Source organism: Streptomyces sp. NPDC058289 (assembly GCF_042880975.1).
GTDB classification, from domain to species: Bacteria; Actinomycetota; Actinomycetes; order Streptomycetales; family Streptomycetaceae; genus Streptomyces; species Streptomyces stoeckheimensis.
In genome coordinates this window covers 1-17169 of the sequence record NZ_JBHVYI010000011.1, presented here as the reverse complement: position 1 = coordinate 17169, position 17169 = coordinate 1, and the positions used below count along the sequence as shown (strand labels likewise).

Below are 17169 nucleotides of genomic sequence, written 5' to 3'. Positions count from 1 at the left end.
GCCTCTTCGAGCTTCGACAGCAGTCGGCACAAGCCTAGAGCCCGGCCCGGCCCCACTCCGCCCCGTCAGCCGGGCGCCGGCGCCCGGTGCTCGGGGCGTCACGGGCCCGAACATGCCACAGGGCCCGGGTGCACATCACACCCGGGCCCTGCCGCGTAACACCGCTAAGGCGCTCATCAGGTCGTACGACGCCTGCGCGCCCCCGGTCGCCGCTCGCTCGGCCGGTACACGCTCTCCCCGGCCTCCTTCGCGGCCTCGCGGCGCGCGGCCCCGTACTCCGCCAGGGCCTCCGCCAGCTTGCCCACGCTCGGCTCCGGCGACAGCACGTCGACCCGGAGCCCGTGCTCCTCGGCCGTCTTGGCCGTGGCCGGGCCGATGCACGCGATGACGGTGACGTTGTGCGGCTTGCCGGCGATGCCGACGAGGTTGCGCACGGTGCTCGACGAGGTGAAGAGCACGGCGTCGAAACCGCCGCCCTTGATCGCCTCGCGGGTGTCCTGCGGCGGCGGCGAGGCGCGCACGGTCCGGTAGGCGGTGACGTCGTCGACCTCCCACCCGAGCTCGATCAGCCCGGCGACCAGGGTCTCGGTGGCGATGTCGGCGCGCGGCAGGAAGACGCGGTCGATCGGGTCGAAGACCGGGTCGTACGGCGGCCAGTCCTCCAGCAGACCGGCGGCGGACTGCTCGCCGCTGGGCACGAGGTCGGGCTTGACGCCGAACTCCACCAGGGCGGCGGCGGTCTGCTCGCCGACGGCGGCGACCTTGATGCCGGCGAAGGCACGGGCGTCGAGCCCGTACTCCTCGAACTTCTCGCGCACGGCCTTGACCGCGTTGACGGAGGTGAAGGCGATCCACTCGTAGCGGCCCGTCACGAGCCCCTTGACCGCCCGCTCCATCTGCTGCGGGGTGCGCGGCGGCTCCACGGCGATGGTCGGCACCTCGTGGGGCACCGCGCCGTACGAACGGAGCTGGTCGGAGAGCGAGGCGGCCTGCTCCTTGGTGCGCGGGACGAGCACGCGCCAGCCGAACAGCGGCTTCGACTCGAACCAGGACAGTTCCTCGCGGCGCGCGACGGCGCCGTGCTCCCCGACCACGGCTATGACGGAGCGCGCGCCCTCGGGCGAGGGCAGGATCTTGCCCTGCTTGAACACCTGCGCGATGGTCCCGAGGGTCGCGCTCCACGTCCGCTGGCGGGTCGTCGTACCGGCCACGGTCACGGTGAGCGGGGTGTCGGGCTTGCGCCCGGCGCCGATCAGCTCGGCCGCCGCCGCCGAAACGGTCTCCAGCGTCGCGGAGACGACGAGGATGCCGTCGCTGGCGCCCACCTCGCTCCAGCAGCGCGCGGAGGCGGTCCGCGCGTTCACGAACCTCACGTCCGCACCCTGCTTGCCGGCCAGCGGAACACCGGCGTACGCGGGCACGCCGACGGCGGTCGCGACGCCGGGGACGACCTCGAAGGGGATGCCGCCGGTGGCGCAGGCGAGCATCTCCTCGGCCGCGTTCCCGTCGAGTCCGGGGTCGCCGGTGACGGCACGGACGACCCGCCTGCCGGAGCGCGCGGCCTCCATGACAAGATTGGCGGCATCTCGGATGACCGGGACTCCGGCGGCTGCTGACTTCTCGTCAGCAATCGTCAGCTGTGGCGTGTCCACCCCCGCGCGCGCATGCGTACGTACGACCTCGAGCACCTCGGGCTCCGCGATCAGTACGTCCGCGGCGGCCAGGGCCTCCACGGCGCGAAGCGTCAGCAGTCCCGGGTCGCCCGGGCCGGCACCGAGGAAGGTGACGTGCCCCTGGACGGCGACGGACGGAAACGCGGAGGTGGTTGGGCTTGTGGGGTTCAAAGCGACCGCTCCCCCATCAGACCGGCCGCGCCCTTGGCCAGCATCTCGTCCGCGAGTTCGCGGCCGAGCGCCATGGCCTCGTCGTACGACTGGGGCACGGGACCGGTGGTGGACAGCTGCACCAGCGTGGAACCGTCGAGGGTTCCCACGACTCCCCGCAGGCGCATCTCATTGACAATCTGCCCGTCGGCCAACAGGTCGGCGAGCGCACCCACGGGGGCGCTGCAGCCGGCCTCCAGGGCACCGAGCAGGGCGCGTTCGGCGGTCACGGCGGCCCGCGTGTACGGGTCGTCGAGCTCGGCGAGCGCGGAGATCAGGTCCGTCTCGGACGCGAGGCACTCCACGGCCAGGGCACCCTGGCCGGGCGCGGGCAGCATGTTGTCCACGGAGATCAGGTCGGTGGCCTCGTCGCCGCGGCCGATCCGGTTGAGCCCGGCGGCGGCCAGCACGACCGCGTCGAGCTCGCCGTCCCGCACGAAGCCGATCCGGGTGTCGACGTTGCCGCGGATGGCGACGGTCTCGATGACCTTGCCCAGCGACTTGGCGTACGCGTGCAGCTGCGACCTGCGCCGCGGCGAGCCGGTGCCGATGCGCGCACCGTCGGGCAGCTGCTCGAAGGTCAGGCCGTCGCGGGCGACGAGCGCGTCGCGCGGGTCCTCGCGCTGCGGCATCGCCGCGATGACGAGCTCGGCGGGCTGCGTGGTGGGCAGGTCCTTCAGCGAGTGCACGGCGAAGTCGACTTCGCCGCGCACGAGTGCCTCGCGCAGGGCGGTGACGAAGACGCCGGTGCCGCCGATCTGCGAAAGGCTCTCGCGGGACACGTCACCGTAGGTCGTGATCTCCACGAGCTCGACGGGCCGGCCGGTGATCGCCCGTACCGCCTCGGCGACATGCCCGGACTGGGACATGGCCAGCTTGCTGCGCCGCGTGCCGAGCCTCAGCGGCTGGTCGAGACGTGGATTCATGATGCCCGTCCTGAGTCGTGGTTCTTGTCAGCCTCGTCGGCCCGGCTGACGGAGGCCACCGTCTGCGGGTCGAGATCGAAGAGTTCGCGCAGCGCCTCGGCGTACCCGGCGCCGCCGGGCTCGCTCGCGAGCTGCTTGACGCGCACGGTCGGCGCGTGGAGGAGCTTGTCGACGACGCGGCGCACGGTCTGGGTGACCTCGGCCCGCTGCCGCTCGTCGAGATCGGGTACCCGCCCGTCGAGCCGTGCCACTTCCATGGCGACGACCTCCGCGGCCATGGCGCGCAGGGCGACCACGGTGGGTGTGATGTGCGCGGCCCGCTGGGCGGCCCCGAAGGCGGCCACTTCCGCGGCCACTATCGCGCGCACGGCGTCGACGTCGGCGGCCATGGGCGCATCGGCGGAGGCCTCGGCGAGCGACTCGATGTCGACCAGCCGCACCCCGGGGATCCGGTGCACGGCGGCGTCGATGTCGCGCGGCATGGCCAGGTCGAGCAGCGCGAGCCGTACGGGCTGCGCGTCCACCTGGCTCCGTACGCCCTTGCGCGGCTGCTGCCGCTGCGCGGCGGCCTCGCCCTGGTCGGCCCAGGTCCCGTGCAGCTCCAGCGACCCGGCGTCCACCCCGGCGAGCGCGGCCCGCCCATCGGCGGTCCGCCCCGGATCGGAAGCCGGCGCCTCGAGCCCCACGGGACACCCGTCCCGCTCCTCGACGACGACCTTGCTCCGCACGGCCCCGGCATCGGCGATCCGCCGCCCCTCGCCCGCCAGCACGGCCAGCCGTGCAACGAGCTCGGCGTCAGCCGAATTCAGCCCCGCCGGTGTTTGAGGCGCAGGGGTCCGGGGACTGGTCCCCGGCAACGGCGCCGCACCCGGCATCGGGGTCCGGGCGGAGCCCGGGGAACGGTGGAAGGGCGGGTAGGGGACAGCCCCCGCAGGGCCCGCCTCCACGGCCGCGGCCACGTCGTCCCCGGTCAGCACCAGCCCAGTGGCCCCCGTACAGGACACGACGACATCAACCCGAGCCAGCTCATCGGCGACACCGGACATCGCAATGGCCGAAGCCGCCACCCCGGTGCCCGAGGCAACCAGAATCTCGGCCAACCGCTCCGCCCGCTCGGCGGTCCGGTTCGCCACCACGACCTCGGCAACACCCACCCGCGCCAACGTCGCCGCAGCCAGCGAAGACATCGACCCGGCCCCGATGACGAGCGCCCGCTTCCCCGCGGCCCACTCCTCCACCGGCACCCGCACGGCGAGCTGCTCCAGCCCGAAGGTCACCAGCGACTGCCCCGCCCGGTCGATCCCGGTCTCGGAGTGCGCCCGCTTGCCGACGCGCAGCGCCTGCTGGAACAAATCATTGATCAGCCGCCCAGCGGTGTGGAGCTCCTGCCCCAGCGCCAGCGCGTCCTTGATCTGCCCGAGGATCTGCCCCTCGCCGACCACCATCGAGTCCAGCCCGCACGCCACCGAGAAGAGGTGGTGGACGGCCCGGTCCTCGTAGTGCACGTACAGATAAGGAGTGAGCTCCTCCAGCGCGACCCCGCTGTGCTGCGCCAACAGCGTCGACAGCTCGGCCACACCGGCGTGGAACTTGTCCACGTCCGCGTACAGCTCGATCCGGTTGCAGGTGGCGAGCACCGCCGCCTCCGCCGCCGGCTCCGCGGCGAGCGTGTCGTGCAGCAGCTTGACCTTGGCATCGGCGGCCAGCGAAGCGCGCTCCAGCACGCTCACGGGCGCACTGCGATGACTCAGCCCTACGACGAGCAGACTCATGCCGGCATCACCGCCGGAACGTCCCCGTCGGGTCCGCCCTTCCGCGCGACGGCGGTGGCCCGGCCGGCGGGCGGCACGACGGCGGCGGCGGGAGCCGCCCCGGTGCCGGTGCCCGTGGCGGAGCCTCCGGCGGCAGCGGCGGCCGCCGCTTCCTCACCGGCCTTGCGCTGCTCGTGGAAGGCCAGGATCTGCAGCTCGATCGACAGGTCGACCTTGCGCACGTCCACGCCCTCGGGCACGGACAGCACGGTCGGCGCGAAGTTCAAGATGGACGTGACTCCTGCGGCGATGAGCCGCTCGCTGACCTGCTGGGCGGCCCCTGCCGGAGTCGCGATGACCCCGATCGAGACGCCGTTCTCCTCGATGATCTTCTCGAGCTCATCGGTGTGCTGCACGGGCATGCCGGCGACGGGCTTGCCGGCCATGGCCGGATCGGCGTCGATGAGCGCGGCCACGCGGAAACCGCGCGACGCGAAACCGCCGTAGTTGGCCAGCGCGGCGCCGAGGTTGCCGATGCCGACGATGACGACCGGCCAGTCCTGGGTCAGCCCGAGCTCGCGGGAGATCTGGTAGACGAGGTACTCCACGTCGTACCCGACGCCTCGGGTCCCGTAGGAGCCGAGGTAGGAGAAGTCCTTGCGGAGCTTCGCGGAGTTGACTCCGGCGGCCGCGGCCAGCTCCTCGGAGGACACCGTGGGCACCGATCGCTCGGAGAGCGCGGTGAGGGCGCGCAAGTACAGCGGAAGCCGGGCGACAGTGGCCTCGGGAATACCTCGGCTGCGGGTCGCCGGTCGGTGAGTTCGGCCAGTTGCCACGATGCTCCTGCGGGATGAGCGGGGCTGCAGGTGGCCACTTGTCCCAGGACCACCCCGTCGAATGCAGGCTATGTCTTTGTGAACGCGTGCACAAAGATTGTGTCCGCTTTGTCCGACCAAAGTGACCGGGGTCACGCGCCTTGGGCGTATGGACCGGGAACCGGCGACACGCCGAACCCGTTCAATTCCCGAAGGGGGCAAAACGGTACACACTCCTCACCAATACGCCCCCGAGACCGCATAAATCGCCCACGATGGTAACCGCCCGACGACCTAGGCCTGCAATGCCCGTCGGAGCCGGTCAGGGTTCACCCTCCAGAAGGTGTGCTGCTCGCCGTCCACCAGCACGACCGGAATCTGCTCCCAGTGCAGGCGGTACAGCTCCTCATCCTGCGAAATGTCCTTCTTCTCCCACTGTGCACCCGTCTCGGCGCAGACCTTTTCGACCACTTCCTGGGCGTCATCACAGAGATGGCACCCCGGCTTCCCGATGAGCGTGACCAACCGCTCCTCCGGACGCTTCTTTTCGGCACGGCGCAGCAAAGGACTCATGCACCCATTCTCCCGCGCCCGCACCCCGACCACCCCGGGCCGGACGCACCGAAGAGTTCACACCACCGATTCCCATCGGTTCGGGAACTCCCGAACACAGTGGCTATGCTCGCGTCATGGCCGCTCTGGGATGGCTCACCCCCCGTAGGCGCTCCGCCACCGCGCGGAGCGTGCTGGCAGGCGAGGCCTCGGCCGAGGCCGCCCGCAAGACCGCACTGGGCGACGAACTGCTCGACGGCACGGACTTCCCCGGAACCACCGAAGCGGAACGCGCGGCGGAGGCGGAGCCGGAGGCCCCGCAGGAGCCCGCCGAGCCCGCCGAGCCCGAGTTCCCCGTCGCCGGCGACGACCTGGCCGCCGCCTTCTTCGACCTCGACAACACCGTCATGCAGGGCGCCGCGATCTTCCACTTCGGCCGCGGCCTCTACAAGCGGGAGTTCTTCCGCCGCCGCGAGCTCGCCCGCTTCGCCTGGCAGCAGGCCTGGTTCCGGCTCGCCGGGGTCGAGGACCCCGAGCACATGCAGGACGCCCGCGACAGCGCGCTGTCCATCGTCAAGGGACACAAGGTCTCCGAACTGATGTCCATCGGCGAGGAGATCTACGACGAGTACATGGCGGTGCGGATCTGGCCGGGCACCCGCGCCCTGGCGCAGGCCCACCTCGACGCCGGCCAGAAGGTCTGGCTCGTCACGGCCGCCCCCGTGGAAACCGCCACGATCATCGCCCGCCGGCTCGGCCTGACCGGGGCCCTCGGCACCGTCGCGGAGTCCGTGGACGGCGTCTACACCGGCCGGCTGGTCGGCGAGCCCCTGCACGGCCCCGCCAAGGCGGAGGCGGTCCGCGCCCTGGCCGCCGCCGAGGGACTGGACCTCGCGCGCTGCGCGGCGTACAGCGATTCGCACAACGACATTCCGATGCTGTCCCTGGTCGGACACCCGTACGCGATCAATCCCGACACAAAACTGCGCAAGCATGCCCGCTCCAACGACTGGCGCCTGCGCGACTATCGGACCGGCCGCAAGGCCGTGAAGATCGGCGTCCCGGCCGCCGCGGGCGTCGGCGCGATCGCGGGCGGCACGGCCGCCGCCATCGCCCTGCACCGCCGCCGCAAGTAGCGACTGCGGGGCCCTGCCCGGCCTCCCGCCCCACCACGCCCGGCGCCCTTGCCCGCCCGGGACATTCGCTCACCTCTACCCGCACCTCCGGCGCGGCATTCCGCCCTGCCCTACTCGGTCGCGAGCCACCGTGGAAGCAGGCATTCCGCGCACCCAACTGATCAAGAATCGATCACCATCCGTGCCTGAATATGCCCTCGACACGCAACAGAAGTGTCGTAACCGGTGATTTGAGCAACTGGGTGTAGCGCCGCCTGTACGAAGCGTTATTCTCCTCAAACGCATGCCACCGCCATCTGTCGCTACGACGGGTGAACGGTCCCGCACTGCACGTGATGGAAGCTCTGCCTCTGGGAGTCCCGTGTACCCACCTGTCGGGGTTGACGCCTCGGGCCTGGCTACGCTGCGCGCAACGGTCCTCGACCAGCTGCGCGGCTTCGTCCCCACCGCGTACACCGTCCCCGCATTCGCCACCGCGGTCCCCGCCGGACTCGGCCCGGCCGGTCCTTGCTATGCCCTGACCGACGGCGGGGCAACGGTGGGCAGACGCGGTCGCGCCGGCGGCTCGTCCGCCGGGGGCGCAGCCGCCGGGACCACCGCGCCCGCCGCCCGCCGTCCCACCGCGGACAGCGACCAGGCCCGCATGATGGACCTGGTCGAACGCGCCCAGGCCGGCGAGGCCGATGCCTTCGGGCGCCTGTACGACCAGTACAGCGACACCGTCTACCGCTACATCTACTACCGCGTCGGCGGCAAGGCGACCGCGGAGGATCTCACCAGCGAGACCTTCCTGCGTGCGCTGCGCCGCATCTCCACCTTCACCTGGCAGGGCCGCGACTTCGGCGCCTGGCTCGTGACGATCGCCCGCAACCTGGTCGCCGACCACTTCAAGTCGAGCCGCTTCCGCCTGGAAGTCACCACCGGCGAAATGCTCGACGCCAACGAGGTGGAACGGTCCCCCGAGGACTCCGTCCTGGAGTCCCTCTCCAACGCGGCCCTGCTGGAAGCCGTACGGAAACTCAATCCGCAGCAGCAGGAGTGCGTGACCTTGCGCTTCCTGCAGGGCCTCTCGGTCGCCGAGACGGCCAGGGTGATGGGAAAGAACGAGGGTGCCATCAAGACCCTCCAGTACCGGGCGGTCCGCACCCTGGCCCGCCTGCTCCCCGACGACGCCCGCTGACGCCGCCCTCCTCTCACATTTCGGTACCCCTCCCTGATGACCTTGATGACACCGACGACAGTGACGACACTGCCGAATCCAACGACGCTGTGGTCCGATCATCCTTCGTCCGTAACCCAAGTGCCGCGCCGCTCGTTGTGGGGAATGCAGGCTCCCTGTGGACAAGCCCTGCCCGAAGCCGCTCACTCGAAAGTGTGGATGTGCTCAAGGAAGGCAACCTTCCGGACACCTTGGGGAGTCGATCGTCATGACGAGAGGAGGTGCCGCCAGTGATCGCGAACGTGACTCCGCACCGGCGGGCGAACGCCTTCGCCCAGGCCCTGGAGGAGCGGACCCCGTCCGAGCTTTCGGAACCGGACCCGGCGGCCGAGCAGTCCGAGGCACCTGCCGAACCTGCCGACCACGACCGGTTGTTGGCCCTGGCGAGCGTGCTCGGCGAAAGAATGCCGCGCCCGGTGCTGGACCCCGAGGTCAAAGTGGTGCAACGAGCCCAGCTCATTGCCGCCATGGAAGCCAAGGTGATGGAAGAGAGGGCCGGAGGCGGCGTGGCCGCCGACCCTCAAGTGCCCGAACAGCGGACCGGCCGCGGCGCCCACCGGGCGACCTCGCTCCGGAAATTGCGGCCCCGCTCCCGCTGGTCCAAGGGCATTGCGGCAGGCGGTCTCACCGTAGGTGTGGCCGCGGGGGCCTTCAGCGGAGTGGCCGCTGCCAGCACGGACGCCCTGCCGGGTGACCATCTGTACCCCGTGAAGCGGGGCATGGAGGACATCCGGCTCGGGATGGCCGACGACGATTCGGACCGGGGCGAGCTCTATCTCGACCAGGCTTCGAGCCGTCTGTCGGAGGCCCGTCGCCTCATGGAGCGCGGCCGTCTCGGCGCACTCGACCACGAGTCCCTCGGCGAGATCCGCCGAGCCCTCGCGGGCATGAAGCACGACGCCTCGGAGGGCCACCGGCTGCTCCAGGCCGCCTACGAACGGGACGGCTCGCTCGGCCCGATCCAGGCACTGTCCTCGTTCTCCCGTTCACACCGGGACGCGTGGGCCAAGCTCCGGGGCAATCTCCCCGCGCAGCTCACGGACGTGGGCGGTGAGGTGGAGTCGGTCTTCCAGGCCATAGACCAAGACGTGGCGCCGCTCCAGAGTCTGCTCCCGAAGCCTCCGGAACAGACCCGCGGCTCCGGCCCCTCCACGAAGCCGAGCGCCCCGGCGGGCAAGCAGCAGGCGACGCCCTCCTCGGGCGCACCGTCCGCGGCTCCCAACCCGCCCACGGGCCAGGCCTCGGGTTCCCCGAAGACCCCGCCCCCCGGCGGCGGTCTCCTGGGCGGCACGGGCAACCTCCTGAACCCGCCCGCGGGCCAGGGCCAGCCCACCCCGTCCGGACCCGGCGGCACCCCCACGCCCGCCCACCCGGACATCACCCTCCCGCCCCTCCTCCCCGGCCTCCTCCCAGGCCTGGGCATCAAGGCGGAGGACGCCGACTAACGGCGACTAGCAGCGAGCAACGACGAAAACGCCGGCGGAGCTGGAAATCCAGCCCCGCCGGCGTTTTCGTCGCGCTCAGCCGACCGGCGCGCCAGAAGGCCGTGCCGATCCGAAGACCGTGCCGGTCAGAAGAAGACGGACCTCCGCTGCACCAGCAGCTTGTACAGCGTGTGCTGGATCTGCTCCCGCACCTGATCGGTCAGGTTGAACATCAGCATCGGATCCTCGGCGGCCTCCGCCGCGTACCCGTCCGTCGGAATCGGTTCCCCGAACTGGATCGTCCACTTCGTCGGCAGCGGCACCGCCCCCAGCGGCCCCAGCAGCGGAAACGTCGGCGTGATCGGGAAGTACGGGATCCCCAGCAGCCTCGCCAGCGTCTTCGAGTTCCCGATCATGGGGTAGATCTCCTCCGCCCCCACGATCGAGCAGGGCACGATCGGCGTCCCCGCACGCAGCGCGGTCGACACGAACCCGCCCCGCCCGAACCGCTGGAGCTTGTACCGGTCCCCGAACGGCTTCCCTATCCCCTTGAAGCCCTCGGGCATCACGCCCACCAGCTCCCCGGCCTCCAGCAGCCGCTGCGCGTCCTCCGCGCACGCCAGCGTGTGCCCGGCCTTCCGCGCGAGCTCGTTCACCACGGGGAGCATGAACACCAGGTCGGCCGCCAGCAGCCGCAGGTGCCGCTGCGCCGGGTGCTGGTCGTGCACGGCGACCTGGAGCATGAGGCCGTCGAGCGGCAACGTCCCGGAGTGGTTCGCCACGATCAGCGCGCCGCCCTCCTTCGGGATGTTCTCGATGCCCTTGACCTCGACCCGGAAGTACTTGTCGTACAGCGGCCGCATCAGGGACATCAGGACCTGGTCCGTCAGCTCCTTGTCGTAGCCGAAGTCGTCGACCTCGTACTCCCCGGTGATCCGGCGCCGCAGGAACGCCAGCCCGCCGGCGATCCGCCGGCCCCAGGCGTCCGCCGCCGCCGGTTCCGGTACGGCCTCCACCACCGGCTCCGGCCCGACCGGATCCGCGACGGGCGTGACCGGCGCCTCCGGCGCGACGCGTACGCGCCGGGCGGGCGAGGACCGCCGTCGCGGCCGGTCCTCGTCGAACGGAATGACCTTGGCGTCCGCCACTATCGCTTCGCTCCATCCATGTCCACGTCCAGCAACCCGGCCACCCGGTCCACGGCCCGCCCCACCCGGTCCGGCGGCAGCAGCCCGCCGCCCCGGCTCCGCGTGAAGTCGGCGAAGGTCTCGGCGGTCGTATACATCGGCTCGAACCCCAGCGCCTCCCGCATCTGCGTGGTCTCCACGACCCGCCCGTGCGTGAGGAGCCTTATCTGCTCGGGCGAGAAGTCCGTCGCCCCGACCGCCCGCAGCGCCGCGCCCACCCAGGTCACCGCGGGCAGCAGCAGCGGCACCGTCGGCCGTCCCAGCCGCCGCGCGCACTGCGACAGCAGCAGCACCCCGTCGCCGGCGATGTTGAAGGTCCCGCTCAGCCCGCCGGGCCCGCTGGTCTGCGAGGCCAGCCGCAGCACGTCCAGTACGTCGTCCTCGTGCACGAACTGCAACCGCGGGTCGTAGCCCAGCACGGTCGGGATCAGCGGCATCGAGAAGTACTCGGCGAGCGCCGAGTCGGCGAAGGGCCCGAGGATGTTCGCGAACCGCAGCACGCACACCGCGACATCGGGCCGCCTGCGCGCGAAGCCGCGTACGTACCCCTCGACCTCGGTGGCGTCCTTGGCGAAGCCGGCGGCGGGCAGCGACTTCGGCTGCGTGGTCTCGGTGAAGACGGCCGGATCCCGCGAGGTGCCCCCGTACACACTGGTACTGGACTTCACCACGAGCCGCCGAACCGTCGGGGACTTCTGGCAGGCTCCCAGGAGCTGCATCGTCCCGATGACGTTGGTTTCCTTGACGGTGCTGTACGAGCCGGAGCCCGCGCCCGTCGCCGCTCCCCCGGTGACCGCGAGATGGACCACCGTGTCGACGGCGTTCTCGGCCAGCACCCGGGCGATGGCCGACTGCCTGATGTCCGCACGGACGAACTCGGCCGAGCCGAGCGTGTGCGGCGGGGTCACCGCGTCGACCGCGATCACCCGCTCGACCTCGGGGTCCCGCTGGATCCGCCGCACGAAGCGGCCCCCCAGCTGCCGGGCAGCCCCGGTGACCAGCACGACCTTCCCCACGAGCTCAGCGCCTCCCTCGAAGAAGTCCCCCGGCTGCACCGCAGCCCCTCCACCAGAATGGTGGAGGGGCTGCGGAGAACACGTACAGCTGCCGTTTACTTCTTGTTACGGCGCTGGACGCGGGTGCGCTTGAGCAGCTTGCGGTGCTTCTTCTTAGCCATCCGCTTGCGCCGCTTCTTGATAACAGAGCCCACGACTACCCTCGCTCACTTCTCTTTATTCGGTGCGGGGCGTCGGGGCCCACACGACCTACGTCGGCCTAGCCTACCCGCCCGAGCTCTGAGCTTGTAATCCGCGTGCCCCCGAGGGGTAACCGCGGGCTCCCGACCCTCGCCCTCAGGCCGATTCCACCCCCACAAAGGACTCGCGGAGGTACTCGTGCACCGCATTTTCGGGGACCCGGAAGGACCGGCCCACCCGGATTGCGGGCAGATGTCCGTTGTGCACCAAGCGGTACACGGTCATCTTCGACACTCGCATCACCGAGGCGACCTCCGCCACGGTCAGGAACTGAACCTCACTGAGAGGCCTCTCGCCAGCAGCCATGACACACCTTGACCTTCCGCGCATGACGGGCACCGGCTTCCCCTCCGGTTACGCCCCGTCGTCGCACGCTCACTCCCCAGAGTAGGGGCGTGTGATACGAGTGGGGAAGAGGAGCTACGTCCACTCCTGCCGACCCGGCAGACTCGCCCGATTGAGTACATAGCGAGTGAGCGGTCGGTAATAGTCCGCGCGCACCGCGTCATCAAGTGGAACCGCCACCGACACCTGCCCCTCGGCTTCCCCCACGAACAGCGCGGGATCATCTGTGTCGGCCAGCCCGATCGCCTCCACACCAAGCTGACCTGCACCGCAGACCCACCCGTGGTCCCCCACCACCAGCTCCGGCAACGGCCCGCCGGCCTCCGCCAGCGCCCCGAGGGCGATCCGAACCGGCAGCGGCGAATGGGAGTGCGCGCCGGTGTCACTCCCGTCCGGCCGCGCGCCGTCTTCCCGCACCAGTGCGACCCCTCGTACGTAATCGATGCGGTGCGTGCGTACGCCGAACCGGGTCTGCATGTCCACGCGTGCCCCCCACGCCGGAGTGAGGACATCACATCCCGCCGCCGACAGAGCCCCCGCCAATGTGGCGTAGAACTCCAGGAGCCGGTGCGGATGACCGGTCCCGAACAGCACCGGGGCCCGGGCCCCGGCCACCGCCCGCAGCCTCTCCGCGAAGGCCTCCAGCCCCGCCACCGTCAGCTCCGGATCGATCACGTCCGGCCCGCTGACGTGCGCGGGGTCCGCCGAGACCCCGCACTTCTGCGCCATCAGCCGCAGCAGGTCACCCTCGCCCCACGCCCACGCGGGATCCAGCCCCAGCAGAACCCGCGGATCCCGCGCCGCGAACAGCCGGTAACTGCGCAGGCTTTCCTCCCGAGAGGTCGCGACGGGCCCGGCCAGACGGGCGGCCAGCAGATGCGCACGCAACGCGCCGGTACTCAACACCCTCCCGATGCTCCCGCACCGACCCTGACCCCTCACCAGTTCCGGCCATACCCGCACCCGTTGGCCCAACGCCAGTCCGGGACGTCCAGTCCGTAGGGCCAGCACATCCAGTCCAACGCCGGCCAAATCCAGCCCCGCCGGCGTTTGAGGCGCGGGGTCTGGGGCGGAGCCTCAGGGGGGTCCGGGCGCAGCCCGGGGAACGGTGGAAGGGCGGGTAGGGGACAGTCCCGCAGGGCCACCCCCACACCACCGGCGCCACCCAGGCCACTTGGGCCGCTCAGGCCAGCAACCCCCGCAGGGGGAACACCGCCCGCCGCGTGGCGAGCACGGCCTGGTCGATCCGATCGGCAGGGTCGTAGCCCCCCTCCCAGTCCCGCCACCCCGGCACCCGCCCGTCCGTCATCCGCCCGGGCGCCACCACCCGCGTCCGCGCATACACCGCATCCCGCCAAGACCCCGGCACAGCCGTCTCGGGATCGATCGCCCGATGCCCGGCGATCGCCACCAGATGCGTCCACGACCGCGGTACGACGTCCACGACGGCGTACCCGCCCCCACCCAGCGCCAGCCACCGCCCGCTCTCGACCCACGCGTGCGCCAGCTCGTGGCACGCCTCCTGCACGGCCCGCTGCGCGTCCAACGACACCGCCAGATGCGCCAGCGGGTCCTCGAAGTGCGTATCGGCCCCGTGCTGCGTCACCAGCACCTGCGGCCTGAAGTCCTCCAACAGCTCCGGCACCACCGCGTGGAAGGCCCGCAGCCACCCCTCGTCCCCGGTCCCGGCGGGCAGCGCGACGTTCACCGCCGAACCCTCCGCCGCCGGCCCGCCCGTCTCCTCCGGCCAACCCGTCTGCGGGAACAGCGTCCGCGGATGCTCGTGCATCGAGATCGTCAGCACCCGGGGGTCGTCCCAGAACGCCGCCTGGACCCCGTCCCCGTGGTGCACGTCCACATCCACGTAGGCGACCCGCTCGGCCCCCAGCTCCAGCAGCCGCGCGATCGCCAGCGCCGCGTCGTTGTACACGCAGAACCCGGCCGCCCCGCCGGGCATCGCGTGGTGCAGCCCGCCGGCGAAGTTCACGGCGTGCTCGGCCTCGCCGCGCCAGATCGCCTCGGCCGCCGCGACCGACTGCCCGGCGATCAGCGCGGACGCCTCGTGCATCCCGTGGAACGCCGGATCGTCCGCCGTCCCCAGCCCGTACGAACCGTCGGCGACCCCGGGGTCGGCGGACACCTCGCGCACGGCCGCCACGTAGTCCTCGCGGTGGACCAGCCGCAGCGTCGAGTCACCGGCCGGCCGGCCCGCCCGTACCTCCAGGTCCCGGTCGAGCCCGAAGGCCCGTACCAGGCCCATGGTCAGCTCCAGGCGCACCGGGTCCATCGGATGGCCCGGCCCGAAGTCATACTTCGTTACCGCCTCGTCCCACATCAACAGCCCGGTCACCGGTTCGCCGCTCATGCCGGACACCGTATCGGGCGGGCTCCGTGGCGAACGAGCGGGCATAGAAAAGAGTGACGAGGACCAGCACCATCGGCACGAGCATCGCCCCCCGGTAGCTCCAGGCGTCCCCGATCCCGCCCACGAGCGGCGCCCCGATCAGGAATCCGACGTAGTTGAAAATGTTCAAACGCGCGATGGCGGTGTCGGAGGAGTCCGGGAACAGCCGACCCGCGGCCGCGAAGGTCTGCGGCACGATCACGCACAGCCCGAACCCCAGCAGGGTGAAACCGAGCATCCCCACCCACGCCCCGGGCGCCGCCGCGACCACGGCGAACCCGCCCGCCGCGACGACCGTCCCGATCCGTACGACGGCCACGGCCCCGAAGCGCCGCACCCCGAGGTCCCCGACGGCCCGCCCGAGCAGGGTGGTCACCATGTAGACGTTGTACGGAACGGTGGCGAGCTGCTCGGAGCTGCCCAGCACGTCCTGGAGGTACTTGGCGCTCCAGTTCGAGACCGTCGAGTCCCCGATGTACGCACACGCCATCACCAGGCACAGCGGCAGCAGCAGCTTGAACCCGCCCGGCCCGAGCCCCTTGGCGGCCTCGGAGCCGGCGGCCTTGCCGTCCTGGTCCACGTAGAACCGGCTGGCGAGGAGCGCGAGCGGCAGCAGGATCACCACGGCGGGCAGGTAGGAGCTGAACAGGGAGAGGTGCCAGTGCGCCCCCGCCCACGCGGCGGAAGCGCCCAGGATCCCGCCGAGGCTGTACGAGGCGTGGAAGCCGAGCATGATGCTGCGCCCGTACGCGCCCTGCAGGCTCACCCCGAGCATGTTCATGGAGGCGTCGAGCGCCCCCACGAACAGCCCGAACGCCCCGAGCGCCAGCGCCACGTGCCACATCTCGCTGCCGGCGCCGACCCCCAGCAGTGCGAGCAGCACGAGCGGCTGCGCCCACCGCAGTACGGTGCTGGGCGCGACCCGCTTCACCAGGTGCTCGGTGACCACGCTGGACACACCGGCGAGGATCGGCACGGCGGCCAGGAAGACGGGCAGCAGTGCGTCGGATATCCCGTACCGGTCCTGAATGGCGGGGATCCGCGTCACGAGCAGCGCGAAGGCCACGCCCTGCACGAAGAAACTGAACCCCAACGCCCCGCGCCCGCGGCGCAGCCGCACGTCTGCTGTCATGGCGGCTCAGCGTAGGCCCCGGTGCTACCGGTGGGTAGAGCGATCACATATCGATTGGGTCAGTGCGAGAACCCACCGCTGTAGCCGGTGTATCCGGTGCCCGCACCTTCCGCGAGCCCCAGCAGCCCGGCCAGCTGGTTCATGTCGCCGAAGTATCCGGTGGCGCCGGGCAGCCGGTCGGCGGGCACCATCGCGGTGTACCCGAGCACGTCCATCCCCGCGGCCAGCGCGGCCTGGACGCCCAGCGGGCTGTCCTCGACGACCACGCACCGGCCGGGTGCCACGCCCATCTGGTCCGCGGCGTGCAGGAACAGATCGGGTGCGGGCTTGCCCTTGCCCACGTCGTCCGAGCTGAAGATCCACTCCTCCTCGAACCACTCGTCGAGCCCGGCCGCCCGGTGGCCGACCCGGATCCGCTCGTGGCTCCCGGAGGACGCGAGGCAGTACGCGGTCCCGCTCTCGACCAGAGCCGCCAGCACCCCCTCGACCCCGGGCACGGGCTTGAGCTCCCGTTCGAAGGCGGCGAAGGTACGGGCGTGCAGCGTGCTGTCGAAGTCGGCCGGCAGTGCCTGCCCGGTCCGCTCCTGCACCAGGTCGTGGACCCGGTGGACCGCTGCCCCCATGTAGTCGCGGAGCGACTCCTCGTACGAGGTCGCGTGGCCCAGCTCGGTCAGGTACCCGGCGAGGATGCTGTTGGCGAGCGGCTCACTGTCCACCAGCACGCCGTCGTTGTCGAAGATGACGAGGTCGTAGCCCATGCGACAACCCTACGAGCCGTCAGGGCCAATCCATCCGGACCCCATGCCGGGCATCCGCAGGACATCCAAAGATCGTGCCTTCACCCGGCTCGGTTCCGGGGACCGGTCGCGAGGGACTCGATGACGCCCCTCCAGGTCCTTCGATAGCCCTCGATCGCTGGTGGCCGTCGCCCGCCCAGCAGCCGAGGAGCCGGCAAGGATCACCGGCCAGCGATTTTTGACCGTAAACGCAGAAAAGCCCCGCACCGAACCCTTGAAGGGCTGGTGCGGGGCTTTCCCACAATGATTGTTCGGCGGCGTCCTACTCTCCCACAGGGTCCCCCCTGCAGTACCATCGGCGCTGAAAGGCTTAGCTTCCGGGTTCGGAATGTAAACCGGGCG

At 71.1% G+C, this 17169-nt stretch carries 16 protein-coding genes and 1 rRNA gene; 3 read left to right on the top strand and 14 right to left on the bottom strand.

Annotated features, from left to right (window positions below):
• Positions 1–176: 176 nt before the first annotated feature.
• The 5 genes from ACFVX6_RS07775 to ACFVX6_RS07755 form a co-directional block, all read right to left on the bottom strand.
• Positions 177–1844: a bifunctional uroporphyrinogen-III C-methyltransferase/uroporphyrinogen-III synthase gene (locus tag ACFVX6_RS07775; RefSeq protein WP_250741026.1), complete on the bottom strand. Its 1668-nt coding sequence runs from the start codon at positions 1842–1844 to the stop codon at positions 177–179.
• Entirely contained in the window at positions 1841–2809 is a 969-nt protein-coding gene (hemC, locus tag ACFVX6_RS07770; RefSeq protein WP_389689034.1) for a hydroxymethylbilane synthase, read from the bottom strand. Before hemC ends, ACFVX6_RS07775 begins: the two co-directional genes overlap by 4 nt.
• Entirely contained in the window at positions 2806–4581 is a 1776-nt protein-coding gene (locus tag ACFVX6_RS07765; RefSeq protein WP_389689032.1) for a glutamyl-tRNA reductase, read from the bottom strand. Before ACFVX6_RS07765 ends, hemC begins: the two co-directional genes overlap by 4 nt.
• Positions 4578–5396, bottom strand: coding sequence for a redox-sensing transcriptional repressor Rex (locus tag ACFVX6_RS07760; protein ID WP_389689030.1), 819 nt, complete (start codon positions 5394–5396; stop codon positions 4578–4580). Before ACFVX6_RS07760 ends, ACFVX6_RS07765 begins: the two co-directional genes overlap by 4 nt.
• 273 nt (positions 5397–5669) lie before the next feature.
• The gene (locus tag ACFVX6_RS07755) at positions 5670–5948 is read right to left on the bottom strand and encodes a glutaredoxin family protein (RefSeq protein WP_250741030.1); all 279 of its coding nucleotides are present in this window, start codon (positions 5946–5948) and stop codon (positions 5670–5672) included.
• A 116-nt stretch (positions 5949–6064) separates the two neighbouring features.
• Here ACFVX6_RS07755 and ACFVX6_RS07750 point away from each other — a divergent pair, with 116 nt between their 5' ends.
• The 3 genes from ACFVX6_RS07750 to ACFVX6_RS07740 all read left to right on the top strand — a co-directional run bounded on the left by ACFVX6_RS07750 (position 6065) and on the right by ACFVX6_RS07740 (position 9727).
• Positions 6065–7063, top strand: coding sequence for an HAD family hydrolase (locus tag ACFVX6_RS07750; protein ID WP_389689028.1), 999 nt, complete (start codon positions 6065–6067; stop codon positions 7061–7063).
• 361 nt (positions 7064–7424) lie between these two features.
• Positions 7425–8243, top strand: a complete 819-nt coding sequence (locus ACFVX6_RS07745; protein WP_243340126.1) for an ECF subfamily RNA polymerase sigma factor, BldN family — start codon at positions 7425–7427, stop codon at positions 8241–8243.
• A 269-nt stretch (positions 8244–8512) separates the two neighbouring features.
• Positions 8513–9727, top strand: a complete 1215-nt coding sequence (locus ACFVX6_RS07740; RefSeq protein ID WP_389689026.1) for a DUF5667 domain-containing protein — start codon at positions 8513–8515, stop codon at positions 9725–9727.
• A gap of 125 nt (positions 9728–9852) precedes the next feature.
• On the opposite strand, the gene ACFVX6_RS07735 is transcribed toward ACFVX6_RS07740, so the two are convergent.
• The 9 genes from ACFVX6_RS07735 to rrf form a co-directional block, all read right to left on the bottom strand.
• Complete coding sequence (locus ACFVX6_RS07735) at positions 9853–10854, bottom strand: lysophospholipid acyltransferase family protein (protein ID WP_389689024.1); 1002 nt, start codon at positions 10852–10854, stop codon at positions 9853–9855.
• On the bottom strand, positions 10854–11909 hold the full coding sequence (locus ACFVX6_RS07730; protein WP_250741035.1) for an NAD-dependent epimerase/dehydratase family protein: 1056 nt from the start codon (positions 11907–11909) through the stop codon (positions 10854–10856). Before ACFVX6_RS07730 ends, ACFVX6_RS07735 begins: the two co-directional genes overlap by 1 nt.
• A gap of 95 nt (positions 11910–12004) precedes the next feature.
• The gene (locus ACFVX6_RS07725) at positions 12005–12103 is read right to left on the bottom strand and encodes a 30S ribosomal protein bS22 (protein ID WP_003948845.1); all 99 of its coding nucleotides are present in this window, start codon (positions 12101–12103) and stop codon (positions 12005–12007) included.
• 142 nt (positions 12104–12245) lie between these two features.
• Positions 12246–12455, bottom strand: coding sequence for a helix-turn-helix domain-containing protein (locus tag ACFVX6_RS07720; RefSeq protein ID WP_162688852.1), 210 nt, complete (start codon positions 12453–12455; stop codon positions 12246–12248).
• Between the two features lie 114 nt (positions 12456–12569).
• Complete coding sequence (locus ACFVX6_RS07715; protein WP_389689022.1) at positions 12570–13400, bottom strand: phosphatase; 831 nt, start codon at positions 13398–13400, stop codon at positions 12570–12572.
• A gap of 277 nt (positions 13401–13677) precedes the next feature.
• Complete coding sequence (locus tag ACFVX6_RS07710; protein WP_389689224.1) at positions 13678–14829, bottom strand: acetoin utilization protein AcuC; 1152 nt, start codon at positions 14827–14829, stop codon at positions 13678–13680.
• Positions 14801–16030 carry an MFS transporter gene (locus ACFVX6_RS07705; RefSeq protein WP_389689020.1) on the bottom strand — a complete coding sequence of 410 codons (1230 nt, stop codon included), beginning with the start codon at positions 16028–16030 and terminating at the stop codon, positions 14801–14803. The genes ACFVX6_RS07710 and ACFVX6_RS07705 overlap by 29 nt, the downstream gene beginning before the upstream one ends.
• A 59-nt stretch (positions 16031–16089) precedes the next feature.
• Positions 16090–16788, bottom strand: a complete 699-nt coding sequence (locus ACFVX6_RS07700) for an HAD family hydrolase (RefSeq protein WP_389689018.1) — start codon at positions 16786–16788, stop codon at positions 16090–16092.
• A 288-nt stretch (positions 16789–17076) separates the two neighbouring features.
• Positions 17077–17169 (bottom strand): 5S ribosomal RNA (rrf, locus tag ACFVX6_RS07695); the annotation flags it as partial.